A 17,188-nucleotide genomic window follows, 5' to 3' on the forward strand; every position below is an offset into this window, starting at 1 on the left:
GGCGCTTGATAAGTGCTGCCCGAACGCGGAGAACCCGGTTGGTAGCTCGCTTTGGGCCAGGAAATGTCTGGCCTGCAGGGATGGTCGGTCGACGGCGGACTACCGTGTTTAACGGCCCGTTAGCGCAGAGACCTGCGCAAAGCCGCACCATACGCGGCTTCCCGCCCTCCGGAACCTCTCTTGACGCCCTTACTGCGCCTGTCTGTCCTCGCCGCGATCGTTGCCGCCCTGCTGCCCGTCAGTGTGTTCGCCCAGACCACGTTGCGCCTGAACTGGACGTCGCCGGACGGAGCGATCAGGACCTGCGTGCTTTCCACCGATGCGAGCGGCGTGAATCTCGATCCGCCCAACCGCAGCCTGCTCGCGAATGTGACCTTTGGGGCGAACTGTCCGACCGCGACGACGGCGCCGCCGGCGGTCAGCGCGCCGGTCATCACCGATGGCCTCGACGCTAGCGAGCTGCCCTCCAACAGTGTGCCGGGCGCCACGCATTCGCTCACCTGGTCGGCCGATGCGGACCAGTGCAGTTATTCCGCCAGCAGCCTGCCCGCAGCGGTGAACGGCTGGCCCACGAGCGGTGACGTCTGCTCCGACGCCGCCAGCTGCGCGAGTGCGCACAGCGTGCCGGTCACGCTTCCGGCGACCAGCGGCAACTACAGCTTCGACCTGAGCTGCCGGCGAACCGGTTCCAGCGTGGTGGCGACGTCGCGGCGCACGGTCGCGGTGGCGCCGCAGGCTCCGCCGATCACCGGTTGCATCGCGCCGGCGGGACTGACGCGACTGAGCACAGCCTACGTCGAGTTCAACTACACGGTCAGCAACGGTCGCACCACCGATGCGACGCATTTCGAAAGCATCTTCGGGTATGCCGCCGAGGGGACGCCGCTGCAGTCGTTCCCGGGCGTGGTCAATCTGAACCAGCGCCTGTTCATGCCGCGCAATTACTACGCCGCGCTGGCGTTTACGGTGCCCAGCAATCTGACGCTTCAGACCACGGGCGCGTTCCGCTTCGAGGAGACCCAGCCGCAGACTTCGCCAGCGCGCATGTCGATGACCATCAGCAAGTCCTGCGGCGATTTCGGCGTGAACGCGACCGCGCCGCTCACGAATGCCTGCGTTCTCAACAATGCTGCGTCCAACGGCAATATCGCCTGGGGTTATGCGCCGGGCAATGCGGCGGTCTGCCAGTTGCAGCCGGGCGAAACGTATTTCCTCAACATCGTCCATGCCTCGCTCAATGCGCCGCTGACGACTTATTGCCAGGGTTACTGCGGCAATACGATCCAGAACCAGAAGATTGCGCCGAATCCGTTGTGGCCCGTGCAGCAATAGCGGACCGCGGCCGGCAGTGGGCCGCCAGCACCCGCTGTTCGATCGAAGCAGGCCCCGTTGAAGCAGGCACCATTGGATCAGGCCCCGTCAAGGCTAGCCCCGTCGAATGACGGGGCTTTGTGTTCTGGGCTCGCGGGTATTCGTGATCACGATTCACCGCCGATTTCGCGACACGTGGTGCCGGTGTAGTTGCTGCGGCGAAAGCGCGGCGAGTGCTTGCAGCGGCCTGCAGATGATCTTCCTGGTCGCGCGCGCAGCGTGTCCGATGCCGGCCGTTCGCACGTGATCTCCGCTACGCGCAAATGCGCTGATCGTTTAACTGAGCATTAGCGCAACGCACCCGTCTATTCCCGAGGATACGGCTCCAGTCAACCTCAGGGGGTTACCGATGTCGCGATTGCGTCGTTCTGTCATTGTGTCCGCGCTGGCTGCCGCAAGCGTATCCGCCACCTCAATGGCGCAGGTCGGATTGCGCGTGAACTGGACCGCGCCCGGCGGTGTGCCGAAGACCTGCGTAATCACGAGCGACACGGATGGTGTCTCGATGGACGCGGGTGGCGGTCTCGTCCTGAATGGCAGTTTTGGCACGGGCTGTCCGAGCGGCGAAACCACGCCGCCGCTGCCGCCGGTCATCCTCAACGGCCTCGATGCGGCCGAGCTGCCGGCGTCCAGCGCGATCGGCGCGGCTCATACCGTGACCTGGTCCGCCGATGCGGACAGCTGCAGTTATTCCGCCAGCACGTTTCCCGCTGCAGTGCCGGGCTGGCCGACGAGTGGCGACATTTGCACGACCACAGCGAGTTGCGCGACGACGCAAAGCGCTGCGGTGCTGTTGCCGGTTGCGGGCAGCTACACGTTCGCGCTGACCTGCCGCCGCAATGGCGTCACCGCGCCCGCGATTTCGCAGCGCACGGTCGTCGTCCCCGGCATTCCGACGCCGGGCTGCATTGCGCCGATCGGACTGACGCGTCTCGAGCAGGCCTACGTCGAGTTCAACTACACCGTAAACAACGGCATCGATCAGGACGCCCGCTATTTCGAGAACATCTACGGCTACTTCAACGACGAAACCCCGCTCAAGCCTTACCCTGGCATCACCAATCTCAACCGGCGGCCGTTCATTCCGCCGGGCTACTACATGGCGATGCAGTTCACCGTGCCGTCGAATCTGGCGATAGGAACGGCGGGCCGGTATCGCTTCGAGGAAACACAGCCGCAGGCGCTGACGATGTCGTACACGCTCAGCAAGAGCTGTGGCGATTTCAGGGTCACACCGCAGGCGCCGCTGAGTCAGTTCTGCACGACCAATGGCGGAGCGCCCGGCGCCTCGCTGGTCTGGATCGTCGGCACCAGCGTTCCTGGACTATGCCGCCTGGAGCGCGGCGAGACCTACTACCTCAATCTCGTCCATGCGACGCTCGATGCGCCACTGATCAGCACTTGCCCCAACGCCAATCATTGCGGCAACACGCTGCAGAACGCGCTGGAGGCGGGATCCCCTCCGTGGCCTTGAGGCTGGCCTTGTCGCCGCACGCAACGCAGCGATTCGCAGCGCACTGCGCAAGGCTCAGGCCCCGAACCAGCCCAGCTCGCGCGCTGCGAGCAGACGTCCCTCGAGATGGGTCCACAGCGCGGGGCAGCCGGCCTGGATCGGCGGCCCTACGCGCGCGATCACGCGCGCGTGGCTGATGCCATTCTCGCGCCAGCTCTGGCCCTGGTTGTTGAGGTTCAGCAACACCGGCATGGCGCGGTCGCAGGCGTGCGCGAAGCGCGCCTCGGCGCTGACGCCGTCCTCGAATTCCTGCCATAGCATGAGAAAGCGCTGTGCCTGCGGCGCAGGCAGCAGGCCGAAGATGCGCTCCACCGCAACGCGCTCGGCGGCCTTGCGTTCGGCCCAGCCGTGTTCGGCGAAGGCCAGCGTGTCGCCGGTGTCGATCTCGCCGATGTCGTGCACCAGCAGCAGCGCGACGACGCGATCCATGTCGACGGCGTGGTGCACATACGGCGCGAGCGAGAGGGCGAGCAGCGCGATCTGCCAGCTGTGTTCGGCCGAGTTCTCGTAGCGGTCCAGGCCGGTCGGCTTGACCTTGCGCGTGACGCCCTTGAGCTTGTCCAGCTCCAGGATGAAATCGACGATCTGCTGCATCGTAGGCACCGTCGTGGGCGCCATAGCGTAGCGGATCCAGCGCGGCGCGGTCGCGGCCGCGCCGGCCTCAGGCTACTATCGCGCGTCTGTGCGGCAGCCTGCGCCGTCAATTTTATTTGTACATAAAGTAACAAGGGTGCATCGATGGATACCGCAGCGAGGCAGAAAACGCCGCGTCACTGGTGGAGCGGACACGCCGTCCTGCTCGCACTGCTGGTGCTGCTGCATCTGCTGCGCGTGCCGTATGCGGCGACGCATCTGGATTTCGCCCGCGACCTGTTCGTGGCCTGGCGCTTCCTGCATGGCGAGGAAGTGCCGCTGGCCGGGCCGGTGCTGGCCGGCACTATCCATCTCGGACCGGTCTGGTACTGGCTGCTCGCCGCGCTGCTCGCGCTGGGGCGCAGCTGGTTCGGCGTCGTCGCACTGCTCGGCGTGCTGTCGGCGAGCCAGGTCATCCTGGCCTGGCGACTCGGACGTGCGCTGCACGGCGAGCGTGCCGGCCTGCTCTGGGCCGCGCTGCTCGCGCTGCCGGCCTGGTCGAATTTCGAATGGATGCTGCCGCAACACTATGTGCTGACGGCGCCGCTGGTGCTCGCGTTCCTGCTCTGCGCGACACGTTTCGTGCAGCAGAGGCGCACGCGCTGGCTGATCGGCATGAGCCTGAGCTTCGTGCTTGCAGTGCATGCGCACCCGAGCAGTATCGGCCTGGCCTGGATAGGTCTGGGTGTGTTCGTGCACTCGGCCTGGACGCGGCAATTTTCGCCGCGTGCATGGCTGGCGGCACTGGCTGTCGGTCTGCTGCCGTTGCTGCCATACCTGCTCTGGAGCCTGCATAACGATTTCGCGGACTTCCGCGCCGGCGGTACCTATCTGCTGGACGGGCAGAGCACCGGCAGCGTCCTCAGCGCCGTGCCGCTGCTGTACCAGGCCACGCTCGGCGGTGCGCACTACTGGCTGCAGACCCTGCTGGCCTGGCCGGATGCCGCGGTGCTGGCCGTCATGACGCTGCTGGCGACAAAGCTGCTCGCCGGCGCCGCGGGCTGGCTGCGGGTGTGGCGCGATCCGGCGCAGCGCCGGCTGTTCTGGATCGCCGTGGCGGCGATTGCCGCGCTCGCGCTGACCACGGCGCTGATCCGGTATGCGACGACGTACTACATGACTACGCCGCTGCGCGTGGTCGCGCTGGGTGCCGTCGCGCTGGGACTCGCGCAGTGGCGCGAGGTCGTATTCGCGCGCGGGTTGCACGGCGTCGCGATCGTGGTTGCGCTGGGGCTGAACCTGCTGTGCGGGCTTGCGGCGGCACGCTTCGTGGTCTCGGGCAACTGGCCGTTCAACTTCCAGGCGCTGTTCAACGTGACCCAGCCCGGCACAGAGCCCGCGCGCCTGTTGCTGCTGCCGGCCTATGCGATGGGCGACAGCGGCGCGTTCCTGTGCGGCCAGCGCGCGCCGAGCGCGCACGGCGCCTACGCCCGCCACCTGTTGTACGACTACGCGATGGAAATGCGCCTGGCCTGCGCGCGCAACGATGCCCAGGTCGGCGGCGACGATGCGCACCGCACGCATTGGATCGGACTGTCGCGCGCCGTGGCAAAACAGGCGGGACTCGCGCCGTCGCGACGCGTTGGCGCGCTGGCCCTGTTTCCGGTGCGCGCCGTGCTGGCCGGCGACGCGTTCGGGATGCCCGACGTGCCGCGGTATCCGGTGCATGTGCCGCGCGTCAATGCGCAGGAACAGCGGCGTTTCCGCGTCACGCTGGAAGCGGGCGCGCATCTGGCGATTTCCGATATGGCATTTTTCGTCGGCGCACCGCACGTCGCGTTCGCCGGCGACGACCGCCGCGTGCGGCTGATCGCCGCGGACGCGGTGACGCGCGTCTATGCCTGCACGGACTGCACGGCCGGCGAGTCCATTGCGTTCGACCTGCTGCTCACGACGCAGAATTTCAGCGACACGGATGTCGTGATCTTCTGATTCGGCTGCGGCGGCGCGCGCTGCCGCATGGCATTGCAGCGCGCTACGTTCGGGCGCGGCGCAAAAAAGAACCGCCCACGAGGGGCGGTTCAGGAACCACGTCGGATCCGTTTTTACAGGCCGGTGTTGACCGGCTCTGCATCGCAGTGTCCGGCCAGCGAGGCGGGGATCGCCTGCACTTGCGCGTCCTGGTTGCGTGCGAGTTTCTGGGTCAGCGCATCGAGGCGTTCGAGCCGCGATTCGAGTTCGCTGATGCGGCGGTCGCGGTCGGCGAGTTCTTTCTGCAGGCCCTGCACGGCGGCCAGCGCGACGCCCGAGGTGTCGAGCGGGGCGATGCCGTCCTCGCGTTCGCCGAGGCCGAAGATCTTGTGGAAGTCTTGCGCCATCGGACCGATGTGGCGGATCGCATCATTCTCGTACTTGAAGTTCCACTCGGTGATGTCGAGCGAGGCGATCTTCTGCAGCAGCGCCTTGTGGTCGAGGTCGCGGAAGTTTTCCTTGCTGTTGCGATCGGAGTTCTGCGTCAGCGTGCCGGCGATGGTCACGTTGCCGGTCGGGAAGATCGTCATCGCGACCGTGGCCGAACCGGCCGGCGTCATGCGGAAATCCGCATCGTGCGCGTTGAGGCTCCACTCGTTGCCGGTGTTGGTGTTCTTCAGGCGCAGCCGTGTCGGGCCCTTGTTTTCCAGGCGCAGCAGGTCGCGTCCCGTGGCGGTCGCGTTGTTCTCCTGCACCAGCATCTGCGTGGTCGTGCCGTCGCTGCCGGAAACGTGGAGGCGCACGCTGGGCGAGGCGGTACCGACGCCGACGCTGCCGCTCGCGTTGATATCGATCGAGCTGGTCGGCGCGCCCGGACGGATGCGGAATGGCAGGCGGCTGCCGCTGGTGACGTCGCGCACGAAGAAGTTCGCTTCGTTGCCGGCCACGTCCCAGGTCTGCGCGGTGAAGCCGCCGGCGGCAGTCTGTTCCATGCGCAGCGCGGGCGTGTCGGTGTCGGAAATGTGCAGGTCCAGCACCGGAGTCGCCGTGCGGAAGCCGACGCGGCCGGTACTGTCGACGAAGATGGAATTGTTCGGCGAGCCACCCGTGACGGTGAAGGGAACGGTCGCCGACGTGACGTCCTCGATCGAGAACTTGTTCGCGCCGCCGGAAGCACTGTCATTGGCGGTCAGCTGCCAGTCGGTGGCGGGGAACGCGCCGGTCGAGGTGTCTTCGAACTTGATGCGCGTGTTGTTTTCCTTGAGGCGGATCGTGTCGAAGCCGAAGCTCTCGTTGTTGACGCAGTCAAAGCCGACGCAGGTGCTGCCCTGCACGATGAGATCGTCGGCAATGACCTGGTCGTTCGGCACGGGCGACGCGTTCTGGCCGTTGTCCAGGCGCGAGGCGAATACGCCATCGGCTACCTGCACCACGCCGCCGCGTACGGCGAAGGTGCCGCTCTCGCTGAGCTGGGCGTTGCGTGCGCTGGTGGTTTCGTCGTCGCCGCGACGGCGCGTCGAGGTCTGCACGCCGATGATCTCGTAGCGATAGTCGCCGTCGATCCAGCCGCCGGCCGGCGCGTCGACGCCGACGGCCTGGCTGTTGACGAAGGTACGCTCGAACAGGAAGCCGGCAGGCCCGGTGACACGAAGCTGGTAGGCCGGTGCGCTGATGCCCGGCGCGAGCTGTACGCCGCCAGCGGCGGGATTCGCGCCGGCCGCAAAGGCGGCAACCGTGCCGAGGCTCAGTGCGAGGGTCAGAGCGGCGGCGACGGTGCGCCGCTGGAAATTCAGACTAGCCATGGTGTTCTCCCGGTCGATGCGGAACCTGGTCGGCCTGCAAATGGCCGGGGGTAGGTCCCGCCAGTAGTTAGTGAAGTTCGGAACACATTTTCAGAGTGCTGCTCTGGCATCTACGCCAGTTCCACACTCCGGTCCGTCGGGCGTTCAGAGCGATCGTAAGCTGAGGTTCTGATCGATCCCTCCTCACCCCTCCGAACGCCCGCGTTACAGGCCTTTGGCCGCCCGGCACGCTGGGCGTTCAGAGTAATCAGAACCAGAGGTTCTGAGCGATCACTGTTCACCTCCCCGGACTCAAAAGCCGAGACGCGCTCTTCCTCGTTCAGAGGTTCCCTAGCGCAGTTTCGCAGCGCTGCAGATCAGCACAGCGCACAAAGTGGGCGACGCCCACCATAGGCGTCTGCGGGCATGCGTGCCGGTTCAGTTTTGTGATGACGGGTCGCGGCTTCAGCGCGGCGCGGGCAGCGCCCAGCGCAGCCCGCGCGTGATGGCTACCGGATAGGCGCTCAGGTGGTCTTCGCCGGGCACGACGATCGACTCGATCTGCAGGCCGGGATAGCGCCGGGCTTTGAGCTGCGTCTCGAACGCACGCAGGTCCGCGATCATGTCCCGGGTCCGGCTGTAGCGCGGGTCGCCGGATTTCGGCGCCAGCGTTTCGTAGCTGCCGATGCTGAGGAAAACCTTGGCGGGCAGGTCGGCATGCGTCGCGGCGTAGCGGCGCTCGCGCTCGAACATCACGCGCTGGTCGAACCACAGCGACGGGCTGCTGAGGACGTAGCGCTCGAACATGGCCGGTTCGGTCAGCAGCACATGGGCACCGAACAGCGCACCGTAGGAATGGCCGGCGAAGATGCGGCGGGCGCTGTCGGCGCGGTAGTTCGCCTCGACGAACGGAAACACTTCCTCGGCGACGAAGCGCCGGTAGGACTCGGCCTCGCCGTGCAGCGGCGGCCGGCCGGATTCGTCGGGCGCGGCGTTGCGCGGACCGTTGCGCGTCGGCGTGTAGTCGCGGCGGCGGGAATAGGGCGGACTGTCGCCGTCGGCGTAGCCCAGGCCCACGAGCAGGAAGTCTTCGAGCCCGGCACCCTTGTCGCCGACCATCGCGCCGATGCTGCGCACCAGCGGGAACGCGTAGTTGACGTCGGTGATGAACAGCACGGGATAGCGCTTGCTGCCCGAGGTGGCGTAATCGCGCGGCAGGCTGACGAGCAGCGGATAGCGACGTCCGAGGCGGTCGGAGCGGATCTCGCGCACTTCGGTATTGGCCAGGGCGTACGACGAAAAGCGCTGGTCATTGGCGTCATCGCCGGCACTGTCGGTGTCATGCGGCGCTGGCGCCGCGATGATCGCCGTCGCGTCGGCATCCGCTGGTGCGGCGGACGCGCGTGGCGGCGGTGGCGATGAGGAACAGGCGGCGAGCAGCGCGCCGAGCGCGATAGGGATGAGGCGTAGCGGGTGGAGCATCCGGAACCTGGCTGCGAGGAAGCAGGAGCGCGATTGTAGGCGGCGGCGTGCGCTCATCCGGGTCGCGATCCTTCGGCAATTCAGCGCGGGCACAGCGACGGTTTGCGCGTTAGCGTGCGGGCTTGCCGCGTTCCTCACTGAGCAGCAGGCTTTGCGGATTCTTCGGTACCCAGGCGGCGTCTGGCAGGCGTGCGATCCCGCTGCGATCGGCCGCACGCAGCCAGGCTTCCCACTCGCCGTAGCGCGCGAGATCGCGCTGCAGCAGCTCGGGATCGACCCGCTGCCGCGCAACCGTCTCGGCCAGCCACACATATTGCCGGCGGTACTCGAACGCCTCGCGTTCGATCGGACTGCCCTTGTGCAGGCGACGCAGCATGGCACTGGCGACCATGCGCGAGAGGATCGATGCGCGCGGCGCCTTCAGCGCATGGCGCGAGAATGCGCTGCAGTCGGCGCGCAGCGCGGCGTCGTTGCGCGCCGGTTCCCGATCGGGGCGGCATAGCACCACGACGGACGCATAGTGTGGCAGTGGCACCGCGTCGATCGCATGCCGGCGCAGCGAGGGCAGGATTTCCGCATCGTCGAGCATGCCGAGCAGTGGCACGCGCAACGCATCCGGCGGCGGCGTGCGGTCCAGCGTCGTGCGCAGCAAGGCCACCTGGGTGGCGAGATGGTCGTCGAACTGCGTGGCCCGGGCGGCGTGGTGCAGGCGTTGCCGTGTGCGCGCGGCGGGCTCGCCGGGCGGCGCCAGTATCCAGTGCACGGCGTTTTCCGGTGACGACGCGACGAGGCGCGCGGTGTATTCGTCACCAATGCAGGAAATCGACCCGAGGCTACAGCCGAGCGCGAGCGCGTAGAGCGCATCCGCGTCGTCAGGGTGTGCGCGCAACAATGCGGCAGCACCGCGCGCGGCCAGATCGCGGCTGGCCGCGTCAGGTTGGTTGCCGGCCAGCAACTGCAGCGCGACGAGGCTGTCGCGATCGCCGCGTGCCAGCAATGCGGCGAGCTGTTCGCGGCGATAGCCGTCGCCGCGCTGGCGGATGATCTCGTCGAGTAGGATATCGACCGCCTCGCCGTTGCCGGCGCTGCGCAGTGCCTGGGCGAACGCGTCGAGCAGCTCGCGTTGCGCGGTCGGGTCGCTGCCGGCTTCGCGCGTCAGCCAGGCAATCGCATTGCGCGCACTGCGGCGCAGTTCCGTATCGTCGATGTCGGCGGCCGGAAAGCTCGCGGCCAGCAATCCGGCGAGCTGGCGCAGACGGTCGGCGCGCGCGTCGCTGGTGGCGCGCTCGTGCTCGGCGGCGCGGAACGCGGTCTCTGCGCGGCGCCATTGCCAGCCCATGCCGAGCAGGCCGAGCAGCAGCGCGAACACCGCGGCGGCGATGGCCAGGCTCAATGCCGGATGTCGGCGCAGGCCGCGCCACGCGCGTTCGGGCCAGCGCCGTGGTCGGACGCTGACGTCGTTGCCGTCGCGGCAGCGCGCGAGATCGGCGGCGAGTTCGTCCACGCTGGCGTAGCGGCGTGATGGATCGCGCTGCAGGCAGCAGCGACAGATCGCATCGATGTCGGCGCTGAGTCCGGGCCGCCGCGCGCGCGGCCCGGCGTTCGTGCCGTGCAGTGCGCGCGTCAGCAGCGTGGATGCATCGCCTTCGCCGTGCGGCGGCAGCCCGGTCAGGAATTCGTGCAGCAGCGCGCCGAGCGCGTAGATGTCGCTGCGCGGGCTCAGCGCGCCCAGCCGCGGATCGATCTGCTCGGGCGCCATGTAAGCCGGCGTGCCGCTGGATTCGGCCGTCTCGATACCGCTGCCGATGTCGAAGGTGCGCGCGAGACCGAAGTCGCCGATCAGCGGACGGCCCTGGTCGTCCAGCAGCACATTGGCCGGTTTCAGGTCCAGGTGCAGCAGGCCCAGGCTGTGCGCGTAGGCGACGGCGCCGGCCAGGGTCAGCAGCAATGCGATCGCGTCGGCTTCGGTGAGCGTGCGTCCGGCCAGGGTATGCGCGAGCGTGGTGCCGCGCAGCAGCGGCATGGAGAAAAAATGCACATCGTCCACAACGCCGACGTCGAACACCGGCACGATGTTCGGGTGATGCAGTTGCGCCGCGGCGCGCGCTTCGGCGAGCAGGTGCGCGACCGCAGCGGCATCTTCGCTCGCGCTCGCGATGACCTTGAGCGCGACGTCGCGGCCGAGGCTGCGCTGGCGCGCGCGGAACACCACGCCCATGCCGCCGCGGCCCAGGCGCTGCAGCAGTTCGTAGTCGCCGAAGCGGCGCTGGGCCGGATCGTCCAGATCGAGCGCATCGAGCGCCGACGCGGCGTCGTCGCTGCCGGACAGCAGCACGGACCGGGCGAGGCGCAGCAGATCGTCGTCGGAGGTGCTCATGTCATGTCCCGTGGGCCAGCGCGTCGCGCAGCGCGGCGAGGTCCGCATCCGCGTGGGCGCGTTCCAGGCACAGCTCGGCCAGTGCCGCGCGGATCGATTCCTGCAGGCGCTGGCGCAACCGGCGCAGCTGCACGGCCAGCGTATTCGCGGGCATCTCCAGGCGCACGGCGAGCGCGGCGAGTTCACCGTGCGCCGGTGCCTCGGCGAGCCAGGGTTCGAGCTGCGCGAACAGCGCCTCCCGGCCGTCGCGCGCATAGCGTTCGCGCAGCGCGGCCAGCGCGGTGCGCGTCAGGCACAGCGCGAACTGCAGGTCGAACTGTGCTTCGGGCGAATCCTGCTCAGCGGTAGGTTCGTGAAAAGCGCCCGGCCCGGTCGTGTCGACGAGCACTTCGCGGCGCTGTTGCGCGGTGTTCTCGCGGTTGAGCCGGAAGCGCTTGAGCAGCGCGAGCAGGAAGCGGCGGAAGCTGCCGGCATCGGCGTCGGCGCGCGACCACCAGCCGGCCTGCATGGAGTGCAGCAGGAACTCCTGCGCGAGATCTTCCGCATCGCGCGCGAGCGCGCCGCGGCGGAAGTAGGCGACGATGGCCGGACGGTAGTCGCGCACGAGCGCCGACCAGGCCGCCGCGGCATCGCGCGGCGGCTGCTGGCTCGCACGGATCAGGCTCCAGCGCGTGGTCGGGAAGGCGGGCATGGCGTTCCTGCGGCGATGCTGTGTGCAGTTTAGCCGCCGGCCGGCGTGCGCTCCTCGGACAGCAGCAGCTGCTGCGGATTGGCCGGGGTCCAGTCGGCGGCGGGTGTGCGCGCCACACCGGCGCGATCGGCGGCGCGCAGCAGGGCTTCCCATTCGCCGTGGCGCACGAGGTCCTGCTGCAGCGCTTCGTCACGCGTGTCCTCGCCGATGTGGTGCTCGCCAAGCCAGACGTAGTCGCGGCGGAACTGCACCGCGGCGACCTCGTCGGCTGTGCCCTTGGCGAGCCGGCGCAGAAGCACGCTGCCGATCATGCGCGAGAGGATGCTGCCGCGCGCGTCGGCAAACAGCGCACGGCCCAGCGTGATGCAGGCCTCGCGGCGCGCGGCACCGTCGCGCTTGCAGGCATTCAGCGCGGGCGCGAAACGCGGTAACGGTATCGCGTCGAGCGCGGCGGCGCGCGCTGCTGCGGTCGCCGCGGTCGGTGTTCCCAGCGCCTTTCCGAGCACGGCCCGCAGCTCGCCCAGATGCGGCTGCGCGTTCCTCGCCTGCGCTGCGTTGCGCAACTGCGTGTCGTCAGGCGCGGCAGCAGCGGGACGCAGCAGCCAGTGCACGGCGTTGTCCGGCGCCTGCGTGGTCAGGCGGTCGACGTAGGCCACACTCGTGCAGGACGGCTGCAACTGGCAGACCAGTGCAGCGAGGTAGAGCGACAGCACATCGTCGGGATTGGCCTGCACGAGTGCATCGGTCGTCGCCGTTGTCGCGGCCGGAACGGGCGCATTCGCGTCGGCGGGCAGCGCGAGCAGCACCGCGGCGATGCGGCTGTCGCGGTCGTCCTGCGCGGCCAGTCGCGCCTGTTGTGCGCTGCGCCAGGCATCGTGGGTTTCGGTCGCAGCGGCGGCGAGCGTGAAGGCGCTACCGAGGCTCAGCAGCGATGCCGCGGCGAAGCGGCAGATGATCGTGGACATGGAAGACTCCGGCGTGAGTGGACTTGCCTGAGTCCTATACGGGCAGGGCGGCAACGATGACAGCGGAAATCAGGAAATTGGGTAGAGGAGTGAGAAACAAGTGATGCGGCGACGCGGTGCTTGGCCGTCACTCGTTTCTCACTCCCGTTCCCTCACTTCGCCTCCAGCGCGTTCAGCGCGTGCAGAGCTCCCCCTGGATTTCCGCTTCGAAGTGGTCCGGCAGTGCCTGGCCAAGCACGTAGAAGTAGCCCGTCGCGCCGGCGTAGCGGCCGGTGCCGGACTGCACCTGCTGGAACGCCGTGAAGTAGGCGTCGCCGTCCTGCACGAGGCCCGACAGCCCGCTTTCGCGCACGGTCAGCGTGCCGTTGCCGAAGGTGTAGGTCAGAAGACCCGAGGTCGCCAGCGTGCCGGGCGCCGTCGCCGGGCCGCGCACGGCGCCATCCATGACGAAATAGGTGCTGCCATGGAAGCCGCGATTGCCGTCGATGGTGCCGGCGGCGCAGAAGCCGCTGGGACTGGTGCAGCCGGCCGTGACCTGGACGTCGTTGATGACGCCGCGTATCGCGCGGCAGCGTGGATGCGACGTGGCGCCGGCGCTGGTGGCGGCGAGCAGGCTGGCGAGGACGAGGCTGGAAGCGATCAGGGTTTTCATGCGAAATCTCCGTGCGCGGCGCAGGTCGGCCGCATCGCCAGCTCAGCGCCTCGGCCGCGGCCGGACAATTACCGCGCAGGTAATCGTTCAGCCGCAGCCCCGTTCGTGCGCGACGAGTTCGCAAGAAATGGACAATGTGCAACGGCGTACGAATGTGCGCGTGCGCAGAAGCCGCGACGACCATGTTGCAGCACTGCGCAAGCGCTGCATTGCGCCGGCTACTTGCGGCGCGTGTGGGCTTAGCATGATGTTCGCTCCACTGCGTGGCCCCGACGATGAACGATCTGCTGCCTGCCGCCGAGTCGTTTCGCCATCTGCTGCGCGCGAGCCGGCGCCGCGTCGGCCGTTCCCAGCTGCAGACCGCACTGGTCGCGGGCATCTCGCAGCGGCACCTGAGCTTTCTCGAGAGCGGTCGCGCGCGGCCCGGTCGTGGCGTGGTGCTCGCGCTGAGCGCGGCGCTGGGGCTGGATGTGGCGCGGCAGAACCAGCTACTGCTCGCCGCCGGTTTCGCGCCGGTGTTCGAAGGCGGCGCACAGTCGCAGGTCGAGGTCGACCTGGTCGAGCGCGCGATGGCCGCGTTCCTGCAGACGCATGAGCCGTTTCCGGCGCTGCTGCTGCGCGATGGCGCCTGGATAGAGCAGGGCAACCGTGGTGCGGCGCGACTGTGGTCGGCGGTGCGCGGCGAACCGCTCGTGAGCGTGCCGCGCGACAACGTGTTCGAACTCATGCTGCGACCCGGCGCGCGGCGCGACCGGCTGGAGAACTGGAGCGAGGCGGCGGCCTGCCTGCTGCGTCGCTACATGGCCGAGCACGTGCAGCTGCGCCGGCCCGAACTCGATGCACTGGTCGCGCGTCTGGCAGCCAATCCCGAAGTGCGCGAGCTGCTGCAGAGCGACGCGGGCGCGCAGGCGGCGCCCGTGGTGCTGCTGCGCTATCGGTTCGGCGACGTGCGCCTCGCGCTGTTCGTCGTGATCGCGAGCCTGCATGCACCGCTGGATACGCGCGTGGAACGCTTGCGCGTGGAATTCCTGGTGCCGGCGGACGCGGCGACGGAACACTGGTTCCGCGCGGCGTCCGCTGACGAATCGGCCGGGTCGTCGGAGTACATCGACGCGGCTGCGGGCAGCACGGGACGCGCATCCGCGCGAACGGCCGCGTAATGCGTGCTGCCGGCGACTTCTTCGCCAAGGAGCATCGACATGACCAACGTAGTGCTGAGGCCGGCGACACTGGCCGACCTCGAACGCCTGCGTGACTGGGACGACGAGCCGCATGTGCTCGAATCGGATCCGAACGACGACTGGGGCTGGGAAACCGAACTGGCGCGCGCGGTCGACTGGCGCGAACAGCTCATCGCTGAAGTCGACGGCGTCGCGATCGGCTTCGTGCAGATCATCGACCCGGCGCGCGAGGACAGTCACTACTGGGGCGACATCGCCGCGGATCTGCGCGCGATCGACATCTGGATCGGCGAAGCGGCCTATCTCGGCCGCGGTCACGGCACGCGCCTGATGCAGCTGGCGTTGCAGCGCTGCTTCGCCGATGCAGCGGTCAGCGCCGTCGTCATCGATCCGCTCGCGTCCAACGTACGCGCGCAGGCGTTCTATGCGCGCCTGGGTTTCGTGCCGGTGGGGCCGCGTCGCTTCGGGTTGGACGATTGTCTGGTGATGCGGCTGGAATGCGAAGAGTGGTTGCGTCTGCAGGTCTCTGCATAGGCTGGGGCTCGCGTTGCTCGCCCCAGCCTGCTTTTCCTGTGGTTGCAGCGGTTGTCGTTACGACGATGGCTTCTCGCGTGTGATCAACCCGCCTTCGGCCACGACAGCTTTTCCGCCTCGTAGCGATCGAGCAGCTTGTGCAGCCGTTCGGCCGTGCGGCGAATTTCCGCATCGGTATGCGGCGCCGGCGGATTGGCGATCGGCGTCGGGAATGGCGCGTCGGTGACGAGCAGGTTGACCGCTTCGCAGCCGTCGCCGTCGAGGTCGTACAGCTCCCACTGGTCGGCGTGCGCGCCGCTCGGGTCGAAATAGCGCGCGAGCTTCCACTCGCCCGAGCGCACGCAGCGCACGTGGTTGGGCTGGCGCACCGGGCCGGGCATGAGGTCGCTGACCGGCCCGCTGTGCGGCACGCGGCTGTCGCCGGTGCGCACGGCGTCGACGAGTTCCAGGAACACCGCGAACTCGCGGTCGTTGTGGATCTGGTGCGGATCGCCCGTGCCGCTCAGCGGCTGGGTGATTTCGTCATCGGTTACGAACAGCACGCCTTCGCGTGGCGTGCCGTCGGGTTCGGTGACGACGTCAGTCTCGCCGCGTACCAGCGGCGCGAGGTTGGCGCCGACGAACGGCGGCACCGGGCGCTGCTGGCGCAATTGCGCGGCGATGCGCTCGACCTCGTTCTCGTCGACGCCGGCCAGACCGAGCAGCGTCGGCACGATGTCGACGTGGCTGGTCAGCGCGTCGATCTGGCGCATCGTGTCGCTGTCGTTGTAGCGCGCGGATTGCACCACCACGGGAACGTGCAGTGCCTCCTGATAGGCCGCATGCCATTTCTCCATGAGGAACGAATGCGCCGCGCCGTACTCGCCGTGGTCGGCCATGAACACGACGATGGTGTCGTTGCGCAGACCGGACTCGTCGAGCGTGGTCAGCACGCGGTGGATGTGTCCGTCGACGAGATGCTGCAGCCAGGCGTAGTACTGCAGGAACTTGGTGGCGCCGTCCTCGGGATTCGCGGTGAGCTGGAACGGAATGCCCGACAGCAGCGCCGCGGTGACCGGATCGAGGCCGGCCTGTTCCTTCGCGCTGAGGCCCGTCTTGCTCGCGAGCGCCAGGCCCATCTTGTAGGAATAGTCGTACTGGCAGTGGGGCTTGTTGTCGCGCAGGTTCTCGTTCGTGGTCGGCGCGATCTTCGCGTTGTCCTGCGGCAAGCCGTGCGGATTCAGATCGAACTGCAAGGTGCCCGCCGTTGGCGGATTGGCCGGCGTGCCGGCGGCGGGCACGGTCAGCGGGCCGAACTTCGGCGCGGTCGGATCCAGGCCGCGCGGTAGTGCCGGATAGGTCGCGATGTCGTGCGGATTCGCGAACGAGGCGACCGCGAGCCAGGGTTTCTGTTCCGGCTTCGGCGACGGTGCCAGCGGCACGCTCTGCAATTGCTGGGCGAGCTTGCGGTTGTAGTCCAGCCCCAGCGCCTGCCCGCGCAGGAAGCCGCAGACCAGATCGGCGAAACCGATATCGCGATACGCGCCGAGGTTGTTGATGCTGGATCCGTGCGGCTCGGGCCAGGACAGCTCCCAGTCGTCGAAGCCATACGCGTCGAGGCTGTGGTCGGGCGGGTTGCTGACGTGCCACTTGCCGAAATAGTGGGTGCGGTAGCCCGCGCCGCGAAACCAGTGGCCGAGGGTTGGGATGCCGTCGGCCGCGAGCCAGGGAAAACTTTCCGCGTCGCCGTTCTTGAACAGTCCGTCGGTCTGGGTCACGCCGGTGCGCGTGCCGTACTGGCCCGTCATCAGCGCGGCTCGGCTCGGGATGCAGGCCGACGAGGCGATCGTGTGCTTGCGCAGCACGACGGCATTGCGGCGCAGCGCGGTCAGTCCCGGAAAATATTCCTGGTAGGGATCGAGGTCGGCGTCGCCGCCCTGGAAGCCGACAATGTTCTTCAGTGCGGGCGCAAAACCGCCGTCGGGTCCATAGGCGAAGCGCGGAAAACGCAGCTGGTCGACAAGAATGACGAGGATGTTCGGTCGGCGCGGTTGGCTAGGTTGGCTGCTCATGGCTCCCCTTTCGACGTTAGTGGAATACGTGGCGGCAATCACAAAT

At 68.1% G+C, this 17,188-nt stretch carries 13 protein-coding genes; 5 read left to right on the top strand and 8 right to left on the bottom strand.

The window, feature by feature from the left end; all coding sequences use genetic code 11:
• Positions 1-180: 180 nt before the first annotated feature.
• Together RUU78_RS23780 and RUU78_RS23785 are read left to right on the top strand one after the other, a co-directional pair.
• Positions 181-1,332, top strand: coding sequence for a hypothetical protein (locus tag RUU78_RS23780; protein WP_313920254.1), 1,152 nt, complete (start codon positions 181-183; stop codon positions 1,330-1,332).
• Between the two features lie 475 nt (positions 1,333-1,807).
• Positions 1,808-2,845, top strand: coding sequence for a hypothetical protein (locus RUU78_RS23785; RefSeq protein WP_313920255.1), 1,038 nt, complete (start codon positions 1,808-1,810; stop codon positions 2,843-2,845).
• Positions 2,846-2,899: 54 nt separating this feature from the next.
• On the opposite strand, the gene RUU78_RS23790 is transcribed toward RUU78_RS23785, so the two are convergent.
• A complete protein-coding gene (locus RUU78_RS23790) occupies positions 2,900-3,478 on the bottom strand; it encodes an HD domain-containing protein (RefSeq protein WP_313920256.1) in 579 nt (192 codons plus the stop codon).
• 144 nt (positions 3,479-3,622) lie between these two features.
• Here RUU78_RS23790 and RUU78_RS23795 point away from each other — a divergent pair, with 144 nt between their 5' ends.
• Positions 3,623-5,449 (top strand): glycosyltransferase family 39 protein, encoded by a 1,827-nt coding sequence (locus tag RUU78_RS23795; protein WP_313920257.1) that lies wholly within the window; start codon positions 3,623-3,625, stop codon positions 5,447-5,449.
• 113 nt (positions 5,450-5,562) lie between these two features.
• On the opposite strand, the gene RUU78_RS23800 is transcribed toward RUU78_RS23795, so the two are convergent.
• From RUU78_RS23800 to RUU78_RS23825, 6 genes are all read right to left on the bottom strand, one after another.
• The gene (locus RUU78_RS23800; RefSeq protein ID WP_313920258.1) at positions 5,563-7,230 is read right to left on the bottom strand and encodes a tail fiber domain-containing protein; all 1,668 of its coding nucleotides are present in this window, start codon (positions 7,228-7,230) and stop codon (positions 5,563-5,565) included.
• 444 nt (positions 7,231-7,674) lie between these two features.
• Entirely contained in the window at positions 7,675-8,691 is a 1,017-nt protein-coding gene (locus RUU78_RS23805) for an alpha/beta hydrolase-fold protein (protein WP_313920259.1), read from the bottom strand.
• A gap of 109 nt (positions 8,692-8,800) precedes the next feature.
• Entirely contained in the window at positions 8,801-11,068 is a 2,268-nt protein-coding gene (locus RUU78_RS23810; protein WP_313920260.1) for a serine/threonine-protein kinase, read from the bottom strand.
• 1 nt (position 11,069) lies between these two features.
• On the bottom strand, positions 11,070-11,759 hold the full coding sequence (locus RUU78_RS23815) for a hypothetical protein (protein ID WP_313920261.1): 690 nt from the start codon (positions 11,757-11,759) through the stop codon (positions 11,070-11,072).
• A 29-nt stretch (positions 11,760-11,788) separates the two neighbouring features.
• Positions 11,789-12,724 (bottom strand): hypothetical protein, encoded by a 936-nt coding sequence (locus RUU78_RS23820; protein ID WP_313920262.1) that lies wholly within the window; start codon positions 12,722-12,724, stop codon positions 11,789-11,791.
• Between the two features lie 172 nt (positions 12,725-12,896).
• Positions 12,897-13,376: a hypothetical protein gene (locus tag RUU78_RS23825; protein WP_313920263.1), complete on the bottom strand. Its 480-nt coding sequence runs from the start codon at positions 13,374-13,376 to the stop codon at positions 12,897-12,899.
• Between the two features lie 275 nt (positions 13,377-13,651).
• Between RUU78_RS23825 and RUU78_RS23830 the strand changes: the two genes are divergently transcribed.
• Both RUU78_RS23830 and RUU78_RS23835 read left to right on the top strand, forming a co-directional pair.
• The gene (locus tag RUU78_RS23830) at positions 13,652-14,536 is read left to right on the top strand and encodes a helix-turn-helix domain-containing protein (protein ID WP_313920264.1); all 885 of its coding nucleotides are present in this window, start codon (positions 13,652-13,654) and stop codon (positions 14,534-14,536) included.
• Between the two features lie 39 nt (positions 14,537-14,575).
• Positions 14,576-15,091, top strand: coding sequence for a GNAT family N-acetyltransferase (locus RUU78_RS23835; RefSeq protein WP_313920265.1), 516 nt, complete (start codon positions 14,576-14,578; stop codon positions 15,089-15,091).
• A gap of 83 nt (positions 15,092-15,174) precedes the next feature.
• Here the strand turns inward: RUU78_RS23835 and RUU78_RS23840 are convergent, their stop codons facing one another.
• Positions 15,175-17,142: a sulfatase-like hydrolase/transferase gene (locus RUU78_RS23840; protein WP_313920266.1), complete on the bottom strand. Its 1,968-nt coding sequence runs from the start codon at positions 17,140-17,142 to the stop codon at positions 15,175-15,177.
• Positions 17,143-17,188: the final 46 nt, after the last annotated feature.

Source organism: Tahibacter sp., from assembly GCF_032229445.1.
Classification (GTDB): Bacteria; Pseudomonadota; Gammaproteobacteria; order Xanthomonadales; family Rhodanobacteraceae; genus Tahibacter.